The following is a 19,482-nucleotide window of genomic DNA, read 5'->3' as shown; positions in this document are numbered from 1 at the left end:
GCTCAATATGCTTAGAGTAAAAATCTAGGACTCAGGAAAAAAGCCCTGACGAAAGGTAACGATCGCCCCTATCACAGACAATCGCCACGACCACAGAACCCGGATATTGTTTAGCAATCTCCAGCGCAGCAAACACGGCACCGCCCGAACTGACTCCAGCACAAATCCCTTCCTCTCGCGCTAAGGTTCTCGCCATGGCTTTTGCATCTTGCTCTTCAATATCCATAACTAAATCAACCCAAGAAGCATCAAAAATACCAGGCAAATATGCCTGCGGCCAACGCCGAATCCCTGGAATAGCACTGCCATCGGCGGGCTGAAGACCGACGATAGTGATGTCGGGATTACAAGTTTTAAGGTATTTGGACACACCCATTATGGTACCTGTCGTCCCCATACTTGACACAAAGTGGGTAATTTTGCCTAGACTCTGTTGCCAGATCTCAGGGCCTGTCGTGAGGAAATGGGCATTAGCGTTATCTTGGTTATTAAATTGATCCAGCACCTTACCTTTGCCTTCGCTTTGTAACTGCAGCGCCAAATCCCGCGCAGTCTCCATGTTATCCACTAGCATGAGCTCTGCGCCATAGGCTTGCATCGCATCCTTACGCTCTTGAGTCGAATTATTCGGCATAATCAGGATCATCTTGTATCCTTTGATTGCCGCCGCCATCGCCAGCGCAATCCCAGTATTGCCACTCGTTGCCTCAATAAGCGTATCACCAGGGCTTATTTCTTGGCGAAGTTCGGCCTGAATAATCATATTGAGTGCAGGACGATCTTTTACTGAACCCGCGGGGTTATTGCCTTCCAATTTTAATAGTACAGTGGAAGTACCACAGTTAAGCCGCTGCAAGCGAACCAGCGGAGTTTGCCCGATGCAGGCTTCAATTGTCGGAAAGTCAGACACTAGGATTATCCTTTACTTGATAAAAACAACTAAGCGATAGCCTATTCTAAGTCGGTTACCACTGACAAACACGGTGAATACTGCTTATAACATAAAATAAATCGCTCATAGTTATTCAAAAAAGTTCTATTCAACTGGCTTTTTATAAACAATTAATTCTATTACTCTAGGTGCCATAACGCTGACAAAATTGCCAGATTAAGGAGTTAAAAATGTCCGTAAAATTGATAAAGGCCCTGCTAGGAACCCTCATTCTGGGAACCTCACTCAATGTGACTGCCGCAGATCAAACCCTGCTTAATTCCTCTTATGATATCGCACGGGAATTATTCAATGCCTACAACCCCGTTTTTGCCAAACATTGGGAAGAGAAAACAGGTAAAACCGTCGAAATTAAACAATCCCATGCAGGCTCATCTGCACAGGCACGCTCTATTCTGCAGGGATTACCCGCAGATGTGGTGACCTTTAATCAAGTGACAGACGTACAAGTTCTGCACGATCGCGGTAAATTGATCCCAGAAAATTGGCAACAATTACTGCCTAACGCCAGTTCACCTTACTATTCCACCATTGCATTTTTGGTACGCAAAGGTAACCCAAAGCAGATCAGCGACTGGGGCGATTTAGCGAGAGATGACGTTAAACTGGTCTTTCCTAACCCAAAAACCTCTGGTAATGCTCGCTACACTTATTTAGCCGCATTAGGTTATGCTCAGAAAAACTATGGTAAGGATAATCAGGCTAAACTGGATCAATTCCTGAAAAAATTCCTCGGTAATGTCGCAGTATTCGATACCGGCGGCCGCGGTGCGACCACCTCCTTTGTTGAACGTGGGATCGGTGATGTATTAATTACCTTTGAATCGGAAGTGAACAATATCCGCCAGCAGTATGGTACGGACGATTACCAAGTGGTTGTACCAAAAACCTCGATTCTGGCAGAGTTCCCCGTCGCTGTAGTTGAAAAAAATGCTAAGCGTAACGGTACACAGGAACTCGCAACTGAGTATTTGAATTATCTCTACAGCGAAGAAGCGCAACGTCTACTGGCAGGATTCAGCTATCGTGTACACAACGAAAAGGTAAAAGCTGAGTTTGCTAAGCAGTTCCCTACCGTTGACCTGCTGACTGTTGAGCAAATCATCGGTGGTTGGGATAATGCCATGAAAACGCAGTTTGCTAACGGTGCAAAACTCGATGAGCTATTAAAGCGCTGATATCGTCCTTAATGTAGTAAGATATCTACATTGAACCCGAGCAAAGTCTCGGGTTTATCGCTAATTGGCATTTATCAATCAGTGTTAGCCGTAAAGATTGCATCCAACAAATGGCTTGAGCCAACAACGAGCGAACCGTATAAATAGTATTGGTTTAACGCAATTAACCTGATCGGGTGATTATTCTGTGATTTTTAATAACGGGCGTTTACGCCATAAGCGGGTTCTTCCCGGTTTTACCATCAGCTTAGGTGTGTCACTACTGTTTGTCAGCCTAATCCTATTATTGCCGACCACAGGCCTAATCATGCAGACCAGTTCAATGAGCTGGTCCGAATACTGGGGCGTGATTGCCGATCCCAGAGTGGTTGCCAGTTACCGAGTCACCATACTATCGGCGCTCGCGGCATCATTATTTAACTGCCTTTTCGGATTATTACTCGCATGGGTACTCGTGCGTTATGAATTTCCCGGCAAACGCATTTTAGATGCCTTGGTAGATTTACCCTTTGCCTTGCCGACCGCCGTTGCCGGTATCACCTTAGCCACCCTTTATGCGGAAAACGGCCAAATCGGTAGTCTATTAGCTGAATGGGGCATAAAAGTCGCCTACACCCCGCTAGGCATAGTGGTCGCGATGATTTTCACCAGTATTCCCTTTGTGGTTCGTACGGTACAACCCGTTCTCGAAGAGTTATCCCACGAGGAAGAAGAAGCGGGAATGACGCTTGGCGCCTCGGATCGTTCGGTATTCTGGCGGGTTATTTTGCCCTCTCTTTGGCCAGCATTAATGATTGGAACGGCACTGTCTTTTACCCGCAGTCTGGGTGAGTTTGGTGCAGTGATCTTTATCGCTGGCAATATGCCTTATATCAGTGAAATCACTTCGTTAATGATCTTTGTCCGCCTGCAAGAATTTGATTTTGCAGGTGCCAGCGCCATTGCCTCAGTGGTTCTGATGACCTCGTTACTGCTATTACTGCTGATAAACCTGTGGCAGGCGCGTTATCTGCGCCGCATTCATGGTCGATAAGGAACGAATATGAACTCATTTAAACCCTTAAGAGTCGGTGAAGCGCCCCTGATCAAATGGAGCCTTATTACCCTCGCCGTGCTCTTAGGCTTGCTATTGTTGCTATTGCCGTTGGTGAGTATTTTTCAGCAGGCGTTTGTCGGAGGTTGGGAGCGTTATATTGGGCACCTAACTCAACCGGATTCGCTGCATGCGATTGGTTTAACACTGATGGTGGCAGCACTCACTGTCCCCATCAATTTAGTGTTCGGAATCATGCTGGCGTGGAGCGTGACTCGTTTTGAATTCCCCGGTCGCAAATTACTGATCACGCTAATTGATATTCCATTTGCGGTCTCCCCTGTCGTCGCAGGTTTGCTCTATTTGCTGCTCTATGGCAACAGTGGTTGGCTGGGCGAATGGCTATATGAGCACGATCTGCAGATCATGTTTGCTTGGCCGGGAATACTATTAGTGACCATTTTTGTCACTTGCCCCTTTGTGGCCAGAGAACTGATCCCATTGATGCAACAACAGGGCGCATCTGAAGAAGAAGCCGCAGTGATCCTCGGGGCTTCATGGTGGCAACTCTTTCGCCGCGTGACCCTACCCAACATCAAATGGGCACTGATTTACGGTGTGATCCTCACCAATGCCAGAGCCGTGGGCGAATTTGGTGCCGTTGCTGTCGTGTCTGGCAACATTCGCGGCGAAACCAATACCTTACCTTTACATGTGCAATTATTGTATGAAGATTATCAGGCCGAAGCCGCCTTCGCGAGCGCGTCATTACTGGCCCTGATCGCCCTATTTACCCTAATGTTAAAAGCCGTAGTGGAATGGCGGCAACAACGCAGTTTAACCGCCAATGACAATAAAGAGCAGAGCCAACTATGAGTATTCGTCTTACTAATATTTCCAAGAAATTTGGCCAATTTCAGGCGCTTTCCCCACTTAATCTCGATATTCAAGAAGGGGAAATGATTGGTCTGCTGGGACCATCAGGTTCAGGCAAAACCACACTGCTGCGGATTATTGCCGGTCTTGAAGGAGCCGATAGCGGCCAAATTCAATTCGGCAACCGAGATGTCACCCAAGTGCATGTGCGTGAAAGACGCGTAGGTTTTGTGTTTCAAAACTATGCGCTGTTTCGTCATATGACGGTCGCCGATAACGTCGCTTTTGGACTCGAAGTCATGCCGAAAAAACAAAGGCCTTCGGCGGCAGAAATTCATAAGCGAGTGACACAACTGCTAGAAACAGTACAACTAGGCCATCTCGCACAGCGCTATCCTGAACAACTCTCGGGTGGACAAAAACAGCGCATTGCATTGGCCCGCGCACTCGCGACCCAACCAGAAGTCTTGCTACTGGATGAACCCTTTGGCGCCTTGGATGCTAAAGTGCGTAAAGAACTACGCCGCTGGCTACGCAGCCTGCATGATGAATTGAAATTCACCAGCGTGTTTGTGACCCACGATCAGGATGAAGCGCTTGAGCTCTCAGATAGAGTGGTAGTGATGAGCAATGGTCATATAGAGCAGATTAATACACCTGCTGAGCTATACTCACATCCCAATAGTCGCTTTGTGTTTGATTTTCTTGGTAACGTCAATGTCTTTGAAGCCAGTTGGCAACAAAAACGTTGGGAAAATGGTCAAGCATTTTTAACACCTCCAGAACAGCAAACACTGCAGCAAGATGGTGTTCTCTATGTACGCAGTCACGAATTAGCACTGTCAAATAAGCCCAATAGTCAGGCCAATTTGCCGTTCAATATTGTCGCCATTACCCCCATTGGCGCCGAAGTTAGATTGGAATTAGCCCCACACGGCTGGCATAGCGAAGAACTGTGGGAAGCCAAATTCACCCACCATAATCTGCAGGAACTCGGGTTGCAAAAAGGCAGTGTAGTTTACGCTACCCCAAGAACAGCTTACTTCTTTGGTGCGCAGGGTGAGAGTTCACCGACGCGTCTAAGTTGGCCATTCCTGACTCCGGGCAGTCTCGCCTTTGATATCTAATGTCATCATAATAGGAATAGCGGTACCACAGGGAGTGGATACCGCTAAGATTCAAACCATTTAGAGAGATATTGTCACGCCAAACACTAAAGCACTCATTAGGCATTGCCGCGACAACTTTTGGTGATAGCGACAGCTTTGATTTTTGATGCAAGCGGTAACGAGAAAGCCCAAGATACCTCCAAAAACGTCAGCTAGATCTTGGCGCTGTCCCCTCCGAAGAAATAATTAATCAACTAGCGGCTTAATTGAAGAGTGCCGCACTTCGGAGTTGAACTATGGAATATTATGTATATATTTCATCCGCTAATAGCACTAATAGTTGCTAACAGTGTTAGATAAGCAACATATAGAGATATTGCACCTATAATTACAGCAGTGAAAGCTAAAAAGCTATTTGATATAAGTTCATACATGTAACTAGACATGCTTTTCCGCCTTATATGGCTCCTTAATTCCAACGATGCTAATTTCAACCGATCTAAAACCGAAAGTTTTCGACGGATACTAGTTGCATGAACATAGAAAAGCATTGTTTTTATGAATCCAAGAACCTTTTTATTCGTAAGTTCCAGAGGGTCATCTGTATAAAAAAGTAATAAATCAGGATTTTTTCGCGTTGAAATGTCGCATTTTGGTCGTTTGAGGAATACGTGAAATGTACCTATAATCGAATGATTTATATCTAGGCAAACTCCATAATCTTTTTCGTGCTGCAATGTCTTCTTCCCATTATTTATTGTCCATCTACCAGTCCCAGTAAACTTGTCATTTTGAATGATTTGTAACGAATCAAAACCCCAAAAGCCAGTATTTCCACAATCACCATTGGTCTTAGATATTGAGAAATCACGAAACACTTGAGGATTATCCTTAAATATGGATTTAAGGAATAACAAAAGATCATCACAAACAATCGGCCAATTTAAGTTAGCAAACCTCTATCTTGAGTTAATTTCTTGCTCTTTAATCTGATAGTTTTTAAGCCAAGATTTCAAATAAAACCTCCACATAGATAGCATCGAACGGTATACAAACCTTAGAGAAACTTATTATCTAAGCAATGTTAGCTAATAGCCTTATAGAAGTGATTTCGTCATGAAAATACAACTCCGCTCATATAGTTTCAAATCTAGAAAAATAGTAAAAACATATCACATAGCTTTCATTTAACTTCGAGTTACACTGAATTTTATAAATCTAAAGCGTCTATTTCCACGCCGTAATGATTTAAGTACTTATTTTATAGTTTTTAATATGGTGACAATTTAAAACAATATCTCTTGAGAGAGAAATCTTACTCATGGGCATTCACGGTTCGGCCTGCTGCCCATTGTCGTAGCGCATTGATTTTATCGCTCATGACCACAGATAAAGGCCGTGTCTTACTAAGTTCTTCAAGTAATAGCACTTGGTCGACACTGCACTCGACACTTCTTGCGGTATACATGGCAGCAATAACGACTTGTTCGATTTCGGCGCCGGAAAATCCTTGGCTACGCGCCGATAACTGGGCGAGATCTAAGCTCGCCACATCGATTCCACGGCGCTTACAGTGGATTAAGAAGATAGCTTTGCGTATGGCTTCGTCGGGTAAATCGACAAAAAAGATTTCATCCATCCTGCCCTTTCGCATCAACTCTGGCGGCAGAACTTGAATATCATTAGCGGTAGCCACCACAAACACTTCAGATTTACGCTCCGCCATCCAAGTGAGTAAGGTGCCGAGTATCCGCGTCGATGTTCCCTCATCACTGCTACTCCCGCTTAAGCCTTTTTCAATTTCATCTATCCAAAGCACACAGGGCGACATCATGTCAGCCAGATCCAGTGCATTACGCAGGTTCTTCTCGGTTTCGCCTATGTATTTGTTATATAAGGCTGCCATATCGAGCCTAAGCAAAGGTCGTTGCCAAACGCCCGCAACCGCCTTAGCCGCGAGGCTCTTACCACTGCCCTGAACGCCCAGCAATAAAATCCCCTTGGGCGCATCGAGCGCTTTGACGTGCTGAACTGGAGTCGGCTGGCCGTCTTGGTCAATGACGCTGACAGCCACTATGGGCGAGCGCTGCTTGAGCCATTTTTTTAGATTATGCAGTCCTGCAACCTGTGAAAAATCACTGGTGTCGTATTCAAATTGCAGCACACCATTAAGATCGAGTAGCTGAAACTTGGCTTTATTGATGGCATCAATATCAGACAAGGTAATAGCACCATCATTGACTATGGCTTTGCGTACGAGACGACGGGCATCGTCTAAAGTCACGCCCCGCAGATTATCGGCTAATTTGACCACAGCCGCATCATCGACCTGTAGCGGCGTACCTTGGTGACGAATTTTATCAACTTCAAGATAAATCAGATTTTGCAATTGCACAGTACTTGGCAAAGTTAAGTGAAAATAAGCGCAATAACGTTTGATTTCAGGCGGGATTTCAAAGGCATGGCTCACCAGCACTAATGTGTGTTGCAGCGTCTCGTACTCAAGGGCGATTTCTTTAAGCAAACGGACATTCTTAGGTGCATCAATCACAAAGGGATGGAAGTCGCACAGCACATAAATTCCCTGCTGCGAGGTTGATTTAATTTGCCCGAGCAAATCTGTAGGTTCGCTATTAAACTTTTGCGCCGCCAAGGGCTTATCGACCCGTGCTAGGCCTTGGGTAATGCTCCATGTAAACACAGGTTGATAGAGCACACTGGCGACCCGCTTAAGCAACTCAACCACGCGATATTCTTCATAGGTTTCAATCACTACGATTGGCGTATTGGAGCGCAGCACTGAGGTTAAATCGTGAATATCTTGCATGCTTTCAAATTCCTTTTTATTCACCCAAAAATGTGTCACAAAAAAGTCCAGCGAACTGGACTTGATACAACAGACAAAAGTTAACCGATTAAGGGTTAATGTCCATCAAAAAACAAGTAATTCAACCAACCTTGCATCCTCAGCAATACTTTACGCATCACAGCGACATGATGGAAATGTTCAGTATAAATTGCAACCTGCCCAGAAACACCCGCGGGAAATTGCTTACGGATAGCATCATCTTCGATATCAATCAGCACAATCACGCGACCATTTTGAAATAAACGAGCCGATGATTGCAGCGCGCCGCCCATTTGAATTTCACCTTCAGCCATAGCGGGTAATATTTTCGCCACTTTCCCCTTAAAGATTTGTCCTGGAGCGGCATCCAATATCACTTCAGCCTCATCACCTTCCTGCAAACGCATTAACGAGTTTTGCCAGAATGCCCCCGCAAAGTAGCGCTGCTCGTCGGGAATAAAGCTCATTACGGGACGTAATGGTAAAGGCACTGCCATCGCTCCCGCACGAAGCGCCATTTGCGTCACCACACCATCTGAGGGTGCCCGCACGACTGTCTGTTCTAAATCGTAGAGTGCACTGGCTAAATCAGCTTGCAAGCCAGCTACTTTAGTATTGACACCATCAATATTAGATTCATAGGCCAGCTTGACACGCAGTTCTTCAGCATTCGCGACGGTCAGTTGTGCCTCTGAGGCTAAGTACAATTGACGCCTATTATCGAGTTCCAGTTCAGTAAAAGGCGAATTCGCGCCCCCTTTCTTGCGGCCTAACTCATAACGCTCGAAGGCAGATTTATTACGGTCTTTATCGGCCCTAGCGCGCTCTACATTAGCCTTAGCCGACTCCCATGCCGCGGCGAGTTGTGGCACTTGGAGCTCTGCTTCCATCAAAGCAGCGCGTTTACGTTTAACAACGGCTTCGAAGGGAATAGGATCAAGACGAAATAACACATCCCCTTGTTTAACTGGCACATTAGGCTGCACTTCCACCGAAGTCACTAAGCCTTTTACTGCGGGGGTGATAGGGATAGTGACAAAATATTCACGGGCAAAACGAGAATAAGGATGGTTGTAATTCATCACGAGCAATAAGGTACCAATAATGAACACCCCACCCAGCACTGCGGTGGGAACAGTCCATTTATTCATCGGAATTTTAAAGACTTTAAAGATAGCAATACACACGGCCGCATAGGTGAGTATGAGTAATAAATCCATGTTATACCTCAACTTTGTCTGTTTTTATCGCATCCACAGCAGGCGCTATATTCATGGGAGTTATTTGCTCTAACTGTTCAAGCCGAGTCTGAAGCCCTCTGACCGTCTCACGCAATGAATTCACATCCTCCTCTAAAACTAATTCTCGCTTCATTACAGTATTGAACCCCCAACCGCGATCTTCACGGTATAAAGTCGCCCAGATCCATAAAAATGGCCAAATAGCATGTAGGGTGAATAGACTCACCCACCCGGCGATATGCAATGCATCTTGCTGGGGATGATTACGTTTTTTGGCTATTTCATAGGGGATATCATGAATGGCAATGACACCATAAAACATAATAATGATGACAAAAAACAAAATACCTAACGCAAAGTAATCTAAGAACATCTGCATCTCCTTGTATTAATAATATGTATTCCATCCCAAAGATTAGTGGATGGTCTCCAAACATGCCACCAACATGACATTAACATTTGAGTTTACTCTCAACCTCAGCCCCAATATTAACCAAAGATATGCTGTTTCGTTTTTGCCCCCAGTGATCCGGGACACACTTGTCAATTTACTCCATGATCCTAAAGCCTGTTCAGGCTAAACTAGCCACATCATTGCGGCATAGAACGCAAGCATAAAACTCATCATCCCTACAATCTCAAAGGTACCCACACATGATAGGCACTCCCTACACTGAGGGCGCACGACGCGCCATGTTGCTCGGCTGCGGTGAACTTGGCAAAGAAGTCGCCATTGAACTGCAACGCTTAGGCGTTGAAGTGATTGGCGTTGACCGTTACGCCAACGCCCCCGCCATGCAAGTCGCGCATCGCTCCCATGTGATCAATATGCTTGATGCCAACGCCCTGCGTGCGGTTATCGAGTTAGAAAAACCGCACTTAGTCATCCCAGAGATTGAAGCCATCGCCACCCAAACCTTAGTGGACATGGAAGCCGAAGGGGTGAATATTATCCCAACAGCTAGGGCAACGAAGCTCACTATGGACAGGGAAGGTATTCGCCGCCTCGCCGCTGAAACCTTAGGTCTACCAACTTCTCCGTATTTTTTCTGTGATACCGAAACCGAATTTAATCAAGCGATTAGTGAAATTGGCGTTCCCTGTGTGGTGAAGCCAGTCATGAGTTCCTCGGGCAAAGGCCAAAGCGTTATTCGCGATATCGCCCTCAGCCATAAAGCGTGGCAATACGCCCAAGAAGGCGGACGCGCCGGCGGCGGTCGCGTGATAGTTGAAGGCTTTATTCCCTTCGATTATGAAATCACCCTGTTAACCATCAGCGCAGTCAACGGCATTCATTTTTGTGCTCCCATTGGCCACAGGCAAGAAGATGGCGATTATCGCGAGTCATGGCAGCCACAAGCCATGTCCGATGAAGTGTTAGCAAAATCCCAAGCGATTGCGAGCAAAGTCGTCGAAGCCCTTGGCGGTTATGGATTATTTGGCGTAGAACTGTTTGTTAAAGGCAATGAAGTGTATTTCTCTGAAGTCTCGCCAAGACCCCACGACACAGGCTTAGTCACACTCATCAGCCAAGATTTATCGGAATTTGCCCTGCATGTGAGAGCGATTCTCGGCCTGCCTATTCCCAATATCCATCAGCATGGTCCAAGTGCCTCGGCGGTGATTTTGGCCGAAGGCACCTCAAGCAATATCCGCTACCAAGGGATTGGTGCGGCATTAGAAGCGGTCAACACTCAGCTTAGATTATTCGCCAAACCCGATATTGATGGTCGCCGCCGTTTAGGTGTCGCGCTTGCCCGTGATATCGATATCGACAGCGCAATCAGCAAAGCACTCGATAGCGCCAGTAAAGTGAAAGTCATCTTTTAAGCGGGTTTAGCCGTTTAAAATTGGCTTTAAGCACAAGCGACACATCAAAGGGAAATGCGCTTTACTGCCATTTCCCTTTTTCAACACAGAGCCGCACTAATAAAAAGTGACTGCCCAAAATCGACAGTCCCAAATCGACAGAGTAAACTAACGCCCTTTCTTGCTAGCCCTCATCCTAAGTTGTGGCTTAACCCAGATAATTAACTCCGATAATTAACCCAGATAAGTAAAACCAACAGTAGACCCCAATATGCATCTTCAGCCTTCTTGCTTTACCTCTTTCACACAAGCCATTGATGCCTATGTCCTGCCGCAGCGTTTTACCTTTCCTTTCTATTACGAACCGCATCCACTGTGCGTGATCGCTGCCAACGAATTACAACGCCACCTTGAGACTCAAAACGATTGGCAACATAACTTTGGCCTCACGGGGGAGTTAACCGGTGCCATTGGTAAAATGTTTGGTGTACTTTTAGTGCAAGATCCGCAGGGGAAAGTGGGCTATTTGTCGGCATTTTCGGGCAAGTTAGCTGAGCAGAACCATTGGCCACGCTTCGTTCCACCTGTGTTTGATATGCTGGCTAAGGACAATTTTTTCCACGCCGAAAACCGGCAAATCAACCAAATTAACGAGCAGCTACTTGCAGTAGAAAATCATCCCGATATTCCTCGGCTATCGAGCGAACTCAACGCTGAGCAAGCTCAAGCACAAGCCAAGCTTGCCGCCCACAGGCAAGTGATGATCGACGGCCGTCAATCCCGCAAGACGCAGCGCAATCAACTCGCAGTGCAATGGGCTGCCAATCCGACTGATGAGACTTTACGTGAAAATACGGCAATCGAAGCTAAACTCAGCCAAGAAAGCATTAATGAAAAGAATCAGTTAAGAGATATTAAACGCTATTGGGATGAACGTATCCATGCCATCAGCCAAGCGTTAACTCTGCTCACTGATAAGCGTGACGCATTAAGACTACAGCGTAAACAGCTCTCGGCGGCGCTGCAGCAAAAGCTGTTTGAGCAGTATCGTTTTTTGAATATTCGCGGCTCAGAAAAAAGCCTTAACGGCATATTTAACGGGACGGTTGAGTTAACGCCGCCAGCAGGCTCGGGAGAATGTGCCGCCCCTAAGTTGCTACATTACGCCTTTAAACACGGTCTTAAACCATTGGCGATTGCCGAATTTTGGTGGGGGGCGCCGCCAAAATCAGAAATTCGCCAACATAAGCAGTTTTATCCTGCCTGTCTGCGTAAATGCCAACCTATCTTGGGGCATATGCTCGAAGGGCTTGTTGTCGATGATAATCCGCTGCTGACGAACCCCGCCGAAGGCAAAACCTTAAGCATACTCTACCAAGACGAGACGATGGCGATTGTGAACAAACCCGCCGAGTTTTTATCAGTGCCCGGCAAAGAGATTGAAGACTCAGTGTATTCGCGCATGCGTCAAATGTTTCCCAATGCCACAGGACCACTTATCGTCCACAGGCTCGATATGTCGACCTCGGGATTAATGGTGATCGCATTGACAAAAGACGCCCATAAACAACTGCAAAAACAGTTTATCCAGCGCACAGTGACTAAACGTTATGTGGCACTTTTAGCAGGGATCCCTACAGCAATGGCAGATAAGCAGGCAGCCGGACAAATCTCTTTACCCCTACGTGGCGATTTAGACGATAGACCGAGACAACTCGTTTGCCATGAGTTTGGCAAAGCGGCCCAAACCTATTGGGAATTAAGCCATATCGATGAAATGGCACGTACAGCCCGCGTATATCTATCCCCAAAAACGGGCCGAACCCATCAGCTCAGAGTTCACTGCGCCCACTCAGAAGGGCTAAATACGCCCATTTTGGGTGACGATCTGTACGGCACTCGTGCCAATCGCCTGCATCTGCATGCAGATTTATTGCTACTTCAACATCCCGTCACCCGTGGACAGATGCGCTTTCAAGTCGATCCTGATTTTTGAGATCTGAGTTCTGATATTGATTAGCAAGGCACCAAAAGGAAAACCAAGCTTAGTGGGCATTATCAGAAGTTTGACCGCGATGTATAAGTGGCATTTTTCGGGCATAGTAATGCCTCACTCAAAACGAATCGATAGCAGTAGTATGGGCATAGGCAATCTGGTTAAAAACATAAGCCGAAATCAATGGTTCTTATTTGCTTTGTTGAGCGCCGCCGTATTTATGAGCGCCTGTCAGCCCGCATCGGAGCCCCGTGAACTCAAGGCAAACCCAAATGCCAGTCATACAGCAGAAATCACCTCCGCAACCGTAATGCCTCGTGCTCCACTCGCGCAGGAAGTCTATATCTGGCAGCGCCAATGGCGCCCCGCCAATCAAACGGCATTAGTGCAAAGCCAAGGTGCATTCCAAGGATTACGTATTTTAGCGCTGCAAGCACATCCCAAAACCAATGGCGCAGACATTTGGTTTGAAGTTGCGGTCAATCATGCTTGGTTGCAGGCAGATCCTAGGCCAAAAATTGCCGTGATTCGCTTAGATGGTCAGTTCGCGCATTTAAATGATGAACAAGTGATCAATAAAATCAGCCAAGTACTAGCAAATTGGCAGGCAAAAGGCACGCACATCGCGGGGGTTGAAATCGACCACGACAGTGCCAACAGTAAACTGCCAGCCTATCGAGATTTTCTTAAAAAGCTTAAAGCGCAGTTACCCGCAGAACTCAAACTCAGCATTACTGCACTGCCCGCTTGGCTCAGTAGCGCCGATTTTCCCGTGTTACTCACCAGTATTGATGAACTGGTGCTACAAATTCACAGCGTAAGCGATCCACGCCTCGGACTATTCGATGCGACTCAAGGTTGGCAGTGGGTGCAGCAACTCTCAAATATCAGCACTGTGCCTTACCTTATTGCGCTCCCCGCCTATGGTTCGGCGGTCATCAGTACAGCTTCAGGTTATCAAGTTGAAAGTGAAACACCGCTGCGCGATCAACTCAAATCAGCCAATGCAGTACAGGAACTGATGGCCGATCCTCTAGTATTACAAGCCTTTGTGCAAAAACTACACACTCAAAAAGATGCCAAACTCAGAGGCATTATCTGGTTTCGGCTGCCGCTGGAAGGGGATAAAAGGGTTTGGCCACTCAACACCTTAATCGCCGTTGCACAGCAAGGTGAACTTGCCGCCAAGATTGAATTAGTGATATCAAGCGATAACAAGGCCACAGCCCAAACGATATTAGCCGCTGAAAATAAGCCAAAAAATCTGGAAATCCGCAAGCCACAGCTATTCCAACTGAGCTTAATGAATCACGGTAATATTGCAGGTGAAATTCCTCCTCTTTTGTCGCTAGCGGGACAAGCTTGCAGCGGGTATGATGCGCAAAATGGCTATAGCGTAATACAAAAAGATGGGCTGTTAACGTGGCAATGGCGAGCTGAGAATACAGCAGCGTTGACACCAACCAAAACAGTTTCACGCACTGCAATCATGCCTATGCCGCAATCAAACAGAGACATTCAAACACACATGCTCAACCCTGGCGGCCAAAAAGTGATAGGCTGGGCACGTTGTGAGTCATTATATTTACAGGGAATTTATGCGCCATAAGCCAAAACTATCGTTTACCATGGCAACACCCAATCGGGCTTTTATGCTTAAAAAGACCACGCTCATTTGTTTAAGCTTATTTTCCCCTATGCTATTGGCCTGCGGCCCCGATTTTCCTTTGCAACTCACTCAGGATAGGCAGAGCAATCTCAGTTATTTACCGCAAACCTCCTTTAGCCAACAGCTCACCGCCCTCGCCAAGCCTTTACCTTGGCAGTATCAAGATGCACCCGCTGCACAGGAATATCTCTGGGATGAAGTGCATAGCCGTTATCTTTCACAAACTCGCGCCTTTGAAAACAGCGAGTTAAGTGACGCCCATTTAGCCTTAGTGAACACTTTGCGGGATGCAACGGGCCCCATTGAAGCCGAGCAAATGGCCGCTAAGTTAGACAAAGATCTACCACAAGCGCTAACTTGGTACACCTTAGGTGCCGTAGCGTTTGAAGCAAAAGATTATGAGAGGGCGAGTAACTATTTCAGCAAAATCATTAAATTACCACAAAGTGAACGCGCATCTCGTAGCCTGTGGGCACTCTATTCGCTGTCGCGTATTGAGCTTATCTTAAGCAAGACTTCGGCTGATCCTGAACATTTTAATCGTGCTAATGCTTACCTAACACAATTACAAACCGAAGTCGCACAAGGCGCAGCCGATCCCCTGCGTTTGAGTTTAGCGAGCTTAGGTGAACAAGCCTATATCCTGCTACACCAAGGCCAGCCGCTCCCGCAATTGACCAATCAAGCTACAGGTGAAACTGAGTCAGAGCTGCAAATGGCTCTCACCCTTGATGCACTGAATAAAGCTATTGAGCTCTATGCCACCCAATCGGTACAGGGCGATAGCGGCGGTTATGATTCCTTATTGATGTTAAGCCGCACTTTGATGAGTAAAGAGATTGCTGAACTTCAGCCGCTACTGCAACAGGCGAGCGTGCAGCAGTTATTGATTGCCTATTGGCAAAGCAGCACTAATGAATTCGCCTATAATGGCCAGCTTTCGGAAATGGGATTAAAGGTTGCTGAGCTCCTTAAAGTATTTCCAACCGATGGCTTACAGCTCAACCATGGCGATAAATTAGCGGCGATTTATTACCAGTTAGGGGATTATGCCAGTGCTGAGCGCCTATTAACGCTAGCGAAACCGAGCGGCCTCACTTGGTGGCTCAACGCAAAATTAATGCTACAAAAGGGCGATCAAGCAGAAGCTGCCAAGGCCTATGCTCAGGCAGCGCGTCACTTCCCTGAGCAACTCAATAAGATCTCGACCACAGTTGACGCTAAAGAAACTCAGCAACAAGCCATTAATGCCGATGAAGATACAGCCACTTACTGTCGTATTCGTGCCGAGCAAGGAGTGTTGTCACTAGAGCGTGGCGAATATGTCGATGCGCTCAATCACTTACTCGCCAGCGGTGATGAGTACTGGCAAGACATCGCCTATGTGGCGGAGCGCGTGCTCACCACGGCTGAACTTAAGTTATTTGTCGACGAACATGTGCCATTTATCGCCTTTGAATACCCTAAAGACAGCGACTGGTACGATAATATTGAGCCAATTAACAACCGCTTGCGCTACTTGTTAGGTCGCAGGCTATTACGCGAAGGCGCGATAGCTGAAGCGCCGGTTTACTTCCCTAATCCTAAACTGAATGCCAGCGCCCTTGCCTACGGCACAGAGCTGAATGCAGCGAAAAAAACAAAAGGCATTGATAGCGCGAAAGCCTATTGGGCTGTTGCCGAACTTGCCCGCCACCAAGGCATGGAACTCTTAGGGTTTGAATTAGCCCCAGATTACACTATTTACCAAGGTGTGTTCGATCTAAGTGATTGGAATGAGCCGAGCAAACTGGCTGAGAAAGAACAACTGCGGATCAGCGCCAGCCAAGCAATTCCCGATAAACGCTTCCATTATCGCTACACGGCAGCAGAACTAGCCAACAAGGCATCGGATCATGTACCCCACAACAGCCAAGCCTATGCAGCGCTACTCTGCCAAGCCACAGGTTGGGTCTTGTATCGAGATCAAGAACTTGCCCTACGTTACTACAAAAAATACGTCGCCAACGGCCCCTTTGTGCCTTGGGCCGAGAACTTTGGTTTGCAGTGTGAAGCGCCCGATTTTGACGGTGCAGTAAAACGAGCGCAGGCGAATGAAATGGCAGAATGGAACGCCCTGTACCACAAGCTGAAAAAGCCCGTCGTATTTGGCGTATTAGCCCTCACAGGCTTATTGGGTGTGTGGTGGATGCGTAGAAGAAAAACTCAATAATAAATAACCATTTACGTCTTTCTCTCTCAACATCGACATGATGAAAAGAGAGAAAGACGCATACCGCTTTACTTGTTCACGCAGTTAATCACTTCACCCTGTAAATAACCGTGCACATTCGCCACTGCGATATTGAGTAGACTTTGTCTTGCTTCCTTCGTCGCCCACGCATTATGCGGGCTGATGCTGATATTAGGCGCATGCAGTAAGGGATTATCTGCAGTGGGCGGCTCGGTCGATAACACATCCACGCCGGCAAATAACTTGCCTTGAGCCAGCGCAGCAGCAAGCGCGGCTTCATCAATTAATCCACCGCGCGCTGTATTAATCAGCAGCGCATTAGGCTTCATCAAGGCGAGGGTTTGTTGATTGATAAATTGCTCAGTTTCTGGAGTAAGCGGACAATGGAGCGAAATAATATCTGATTCGCTAAGCACAGTATCACGTTGCGCCCACGTCACGCCTTGGGGTAAATCCTTGATGATTGAACGAGTATTGACAAGAACTTTCATCCCGAATGCGAGGGCAAGCGTTCCCACCTGCTGACCGATATCGCCATAACCTATTAAGCCTAAAGTCTTGCCTTTTAAAGATTGCAACGGCATTAAAGTAAAACAAAAATCTTGGCAGTTCACCCACTGGCCATCGACCACAGCTTGATGATGGGCGGCCACGGCTTGGGTGTGATGCAGAATATGGGCAAACACCATTTGCGCAACGGCATCAGGCGCATAAGCGGGCACATTAGTGACCACTATACCTTGCGCTTTAGCTGCCGCGATATCGACAACGTTCGTGCCCGTGGCCAATACGCCTATGTATTTGAGACTAGGAAGTTGCGCTAGCGTCTTTGCATTCAAGGGCGTTTTATTGGTGAGAATGACTTCAGCACCTTGGGCTCGCGCGACAATATCAGCGCCACTTGTGCGGGAAAAACACGCAAACTCGCCTAATTCATTTAAGGATTGCCAGCTGAGATCGCCAGGATTTAAGGTTTCACCATCAAGTACGACTATTTTCATGCCACTAAATCTCCTTTTAAGACGATGCGTTAAATCTAAAAACTGACTTTGAGCCCAAGGTTAGCCTGAGCCTGCCACATCACATCCGACGTAATATGCCATAGGCATTCATCTTCATTGCAAAACAGCGAAGTGTCACTGTTGATAAAAGTCGCATAACCCCGAATATCCGCAAACAGGCCAAAGTGTGGCGTCACTTGATACTCTACCCCGCCACCAATCCCCATGGAGAAACGCGTTTCGCTCGACCAACCGCTAGGCAGCATGCGGGTGATCCCCGCGCTGGCGGTGACATAGGGCTGGATATCGCCACGGGGGAAATATAAAGTGCCACCCAAGTGAATATAATCTAAATCTAACGAGGTAAGAAAGTCTGGCGTAAACAAGCCGCCACTTTTTAGTTCAGAGGCTTGATGACTATATAAAAGATAAATATTACCGGGATCATTGGTGCCAATACCCACCATCAAACCGTAATGACTCGACTCCTCAACCTTCACATCGGCCTTATCACCCGTTTGATCTGTGTTGACCTCATATTGATTCACATCAAATTGACCGCCCCCCAGACTATAACCACCAAAAGGAGCGATAAACACCTCGGCCTGCGTAGACATAGCCACAGGTAACAAACTCGCCAACAGCAACAAACGGTAAGTGTTTTTCATAATGAATTCCTTATCTTTTACAAAAACCAATTTTATCAAGGCTAACGCATACCGCGCTCAGACTTGACTCTGTCATAGGCTGCTTGAATATCCTGAGCCTTACGATTAGCGAGCTCCATCATTTCCGGTGGTAACCCTTTCGCCACTAACTTATCGGGATGATGTTCATTCATCAATTTACGGTAAGCCCGTTTAACTTCTTGGTCGCTAGCTTCGTTCGTAATGCCAAGTAAACTGTAGGCATCAGTAATCGATGTTTTATTGCCACTCGACGTTTGATGGAAACGAAACTCCGCCTGCCAGCGTTTAAGTAATTCATCTAACTGCGCTCGACCATAACCTAACTCTTGAGCAATCGTCATCAAGATAGCGTGCTCAGCAGGATCCAATTCACCATCAGACAGTGCCGTTTGGATCTGGATTTCGATGAACATCTGCACTAACTCTTTGCGTCCCATCGTAATAACACGGAAAGCTTGTAAGCTGCTACGTAGATCAAAATCCGCCGATTTACCCTCACGAAATGCCTGTTGCGCCTCTTTACGGGCTTCCCCCGTTAAACGCATTTGATCCATTAATAAGGTCGCAATGCGAATATCGGTTTCGGTAACATGTCCTGATGCTTTCGCCACATGCCCCATTACTGCAAATGTGGTATTAAAGAAAATGGTTTGGCGATTCTTAGCCTGCCCTAGAACCTGTCGAAAACCCACGCCCGATGCTGCACGCTTATCGTAAAGATGACCGAGCCACAAACCTAGCAGTGCACCAAAAATACGGCCGAACATAAAGCCAATGACAAATCCAAAAAACTTACCCCAAAGCCGCATCTTATTTCCTGATTTCTATTATGTATTTGATGCACTAGC

At 46.7% G+C, this 19,482-nt stretch carries 16 protein-coding genes; 8 read left to right on the top strand and 8 right to left on the bottom strand.

The annotated features are described in order from the left end of the window. Nucleotides 1–31: 31 nt before the first annotated feature. On the bottom strand, nucleotides 32–910 hold the full coding sequence (gene cysM / locus L5M11_RS10490; RefSeq protein WP_263164178.1) for a cysteine synthase CysM: 879 nt from the start codon (nucleotides 908–910) through the stop codon (nucleotides 32–34). A 212-nt stretch (nucleotides 911–1,122) separates the two neighbouring features. Between cysM and cysP the strand changes: the two genes are divergently transcribed. From cysP to L5M11_RS10470, 4 genes are all read left to right on the top strand, one after another. Continuing rightward, on the top strand, nucleotides 1,123–2,130 hold the full coding sequence (gene cysP, locus L5M11_RS10485; RefSeq protein ID WP_028759253.1) for a thiosulfate ABC transporter substrate-binding protein CysP: 1,008 nt from the start codon (nucleotides 1,123–1,125) through the stop codon (nucleotides 2,128–2,130). 187 nt (nucleotides 2,131–2,317) lie between these two features. Then, entirely contained in the window at nucleotides 2,318–3,163 is an 846-nt protein-coding gene (cysT, locus tag L5M11_RS10480) for a sulfate/thiosulfate ABC transporter permease CysT (RefSeq protein ID WP_105249982.1), read from the top strand. Nucleotides 3,164–3,172: 9 nt separating this feature from the next. Next, entirely contained in the window at nucleotides 3,173–4,039 is an 867-nt protein-coding gene (cysW, locus tag L5M11_RS10475) for a sulfate ABC transporter permease subunit CysW (protein WP_028759251.1), read from the top strand. After that, the gene (locus tag L5M11_RS10470) at nucleotides 4,036–5,166 is read left to right on the top strand and encodes a sulfate/molybdate ABC transporter ATP-binding protein (protein WP_263185530.1); all 1,131 of its coding nucleotides are present in this window, start codon (nucleotides 4,036–4,038) and stop codon (nucleotides 5,164–5,166) included. Before cysW ends, L5M11_RS10470 begins: the two co-directional genes overlap by 4 nt. A gap of 299 nt (nucleotides 5,167–5,465) precedes the next feature. Here the strand turns inward: L5M11_RS10470 and L5M11_RS10465 are convergent, their stop codons facing one another. From L5M11_RS10465 to L5M11_RS10450, 4 genes are all read right to left on the bottom strand, one after another. Continuing rightward, entirely contained in the window at nucleotides 5,466–6,026 is a 561-nt protein-coding gene (locus tag L5M11_RS10465) for a hypothetical protein (protein ID WP_263192053.1), read from the bottom strand. A 437-nt stretch (nucleotides 6,027–6,463) separates the two neighbouring features. Beyond that, nucleotides 6,464–7,975, bottom strand: a complete 1,512-nt coding sequence (locus L5M11_RS10460; RefSeq protein WP_263192051.1) for an AAA family ATPase — start codon at nucleotides 7,973–7,975, stop codon at nucleotides 6,464–6,466. A gap of 95 nt (nucleotides 7,976–8,070) precedes the next feature. After that, nucleotides 8,071–9,216, bottom strand: a complete 1,146-nt coding sequence (locus L5M11_RS10455) for an HlyD family secretion protein (RefSeq protein ID WP_263185527.1) — start codon at nucleotides 9,214–9,216, stop codon at nucleotides 8,071–8,073. Nucleotide 9,217: 1 nt separating this feature from the next. After that, nucleotides 9,218–9,610, bottom strand: a complete 393-nt coding sequence (locus L5M11_RS10450) for a DUF3302 domain-containing protein (protein WP_028759246.1) — start codon at nucleotides 9,608–9,610, stop codon at nucleotides 9,218–9,220. Nucleotides 9,611–9,891: 281 nt separating this feature from the next. Between L5M11_RS10450 and purT the strand changes: the two genes are divergently transcribed. The 4 genes from purT to L5M11_RS10430 all read left to right on the top strand — a co-directional run bounded on the left by purT (nucleotide 9,892) and on the right by L5M11_RS10430 (nucleotide 16,923). Continuing rightward, nucleotides 9,892–11,067 (top strand): formate-dependent phosphoribosylglycinamide formyltransferase, encoded by a 1,176-nt coding sequence (gene purT, locus L5M11_RS10445; RefSeq protein WP_263178460.1) that lies wholly within the window; start codon nucleotides 9,892–9,894, stop codon nucleotides 11,065–11,067. Nucleotides 11,068–11,317: 250 nt separating this feature from the next. Further along, the gene (locus L5M11_RS10440; protein ID WP_263192050.1) at nucleotides 11,318–13,042 is read left to right on the top strand and encodes an RluA family pseudouridine synthase; all 1,725 of its coding nucleotides are present in this window, start codon (nucleotides 11,318–11,320) and stop codon (nucleotides 13,040–13,042) included. 142 nt (nucleotides 13,043–13,184) lie between these two features. Beyond that, a complete protein-coding gene (locus L5M11_RS10435; RefSeq protein ID WP_263185539.1) occupies nucleotides 13,185–14,651 on the top strand; it encodes a DUF3142 domain-containing protein in 1,467 nt (488 codons plus the stop codon). Then, the gene (locus L5M11_RS10430; protein ID WP_263192049.1) at nucleotides 14,641–16,923 is read left to right on the top strand and encodes a hypothetical protein; all 2,283 of its coding nucleotides are present in this window, start codon (nucleotides 14,641–14,643) and stop codon (nucleotides 16,921–16,923) included. The genes L5M11_RS10435 and L5M11_RS10430 overlap by 11 nt, the downstream gene beginning before the upstream one ends. Nucleotides 16,924–16,991: 68 nt before the next feature. Here L5M11_RS10430 and L5M11_RS10425 read toward each other — a convergent pair whose 3' ends face one another. Genes L5M11_RS10425 through djlA form a run of 3 tightly spaced genes read right to left on the bottom strand, consistent with a single transcriptional unit; the run spans nucleotide 16,992 to nucleotide 19,443 of the window. Then, nucleotides 16,992–17,945 (bottom strand): D-2-hydroxyacid dehydrogenase, encoded by a 954-nt coding sequence (locus L5M11_RS10425; protein WP_263192047.1) that lies wholly within the window; start codon nucleotides 17,943–17,945, stop codon nucleotides 16,992–16,994. A 35-nt stretch (nucleotides 17,946–17,980) separates the two neighbouring features. Further along, entirely contained in the window at nucleotides 17,981–18,613 is a 633-nt protein-coding gene (locus tag L5M11_RS10420; protein ID WP_028761520.1) for an outer membrane beta-barrel protein, read from the bottom strand. Between the two features lie 41 nt (nucleotides 18,614–18,654). Then, nucleotides 18,655–19,443 carry a co-chaperone DjlA gene (gene djlA, locus L5M11_RS10415; RefSeq protein WP_263192045.1) on the bottom strand — a complete coding sequence of 263 codons (789 nt, stop codon included), beginning with the start codon at nucleotides 19,441–19,443 and terminating at the stop codon, nucleotides 18,655–18,657. Nucleotides 19,444–19,482 lie beyond the last annotated feature (39 nt).

This window comes from Shewanella sp. SM87, from assembly GCF_025653705.1.
GTDB lineage: Bacteria > Pseudomonadota > Gammaproteobacteria > Enterobacterales > Shewanellaceae > Shewanella > Shewanella oncorhynchi.
Note: the sequence above shows the minus strand (reverse complement) of the source record. Positions and strands in the feature narration are given on the sequence as shown.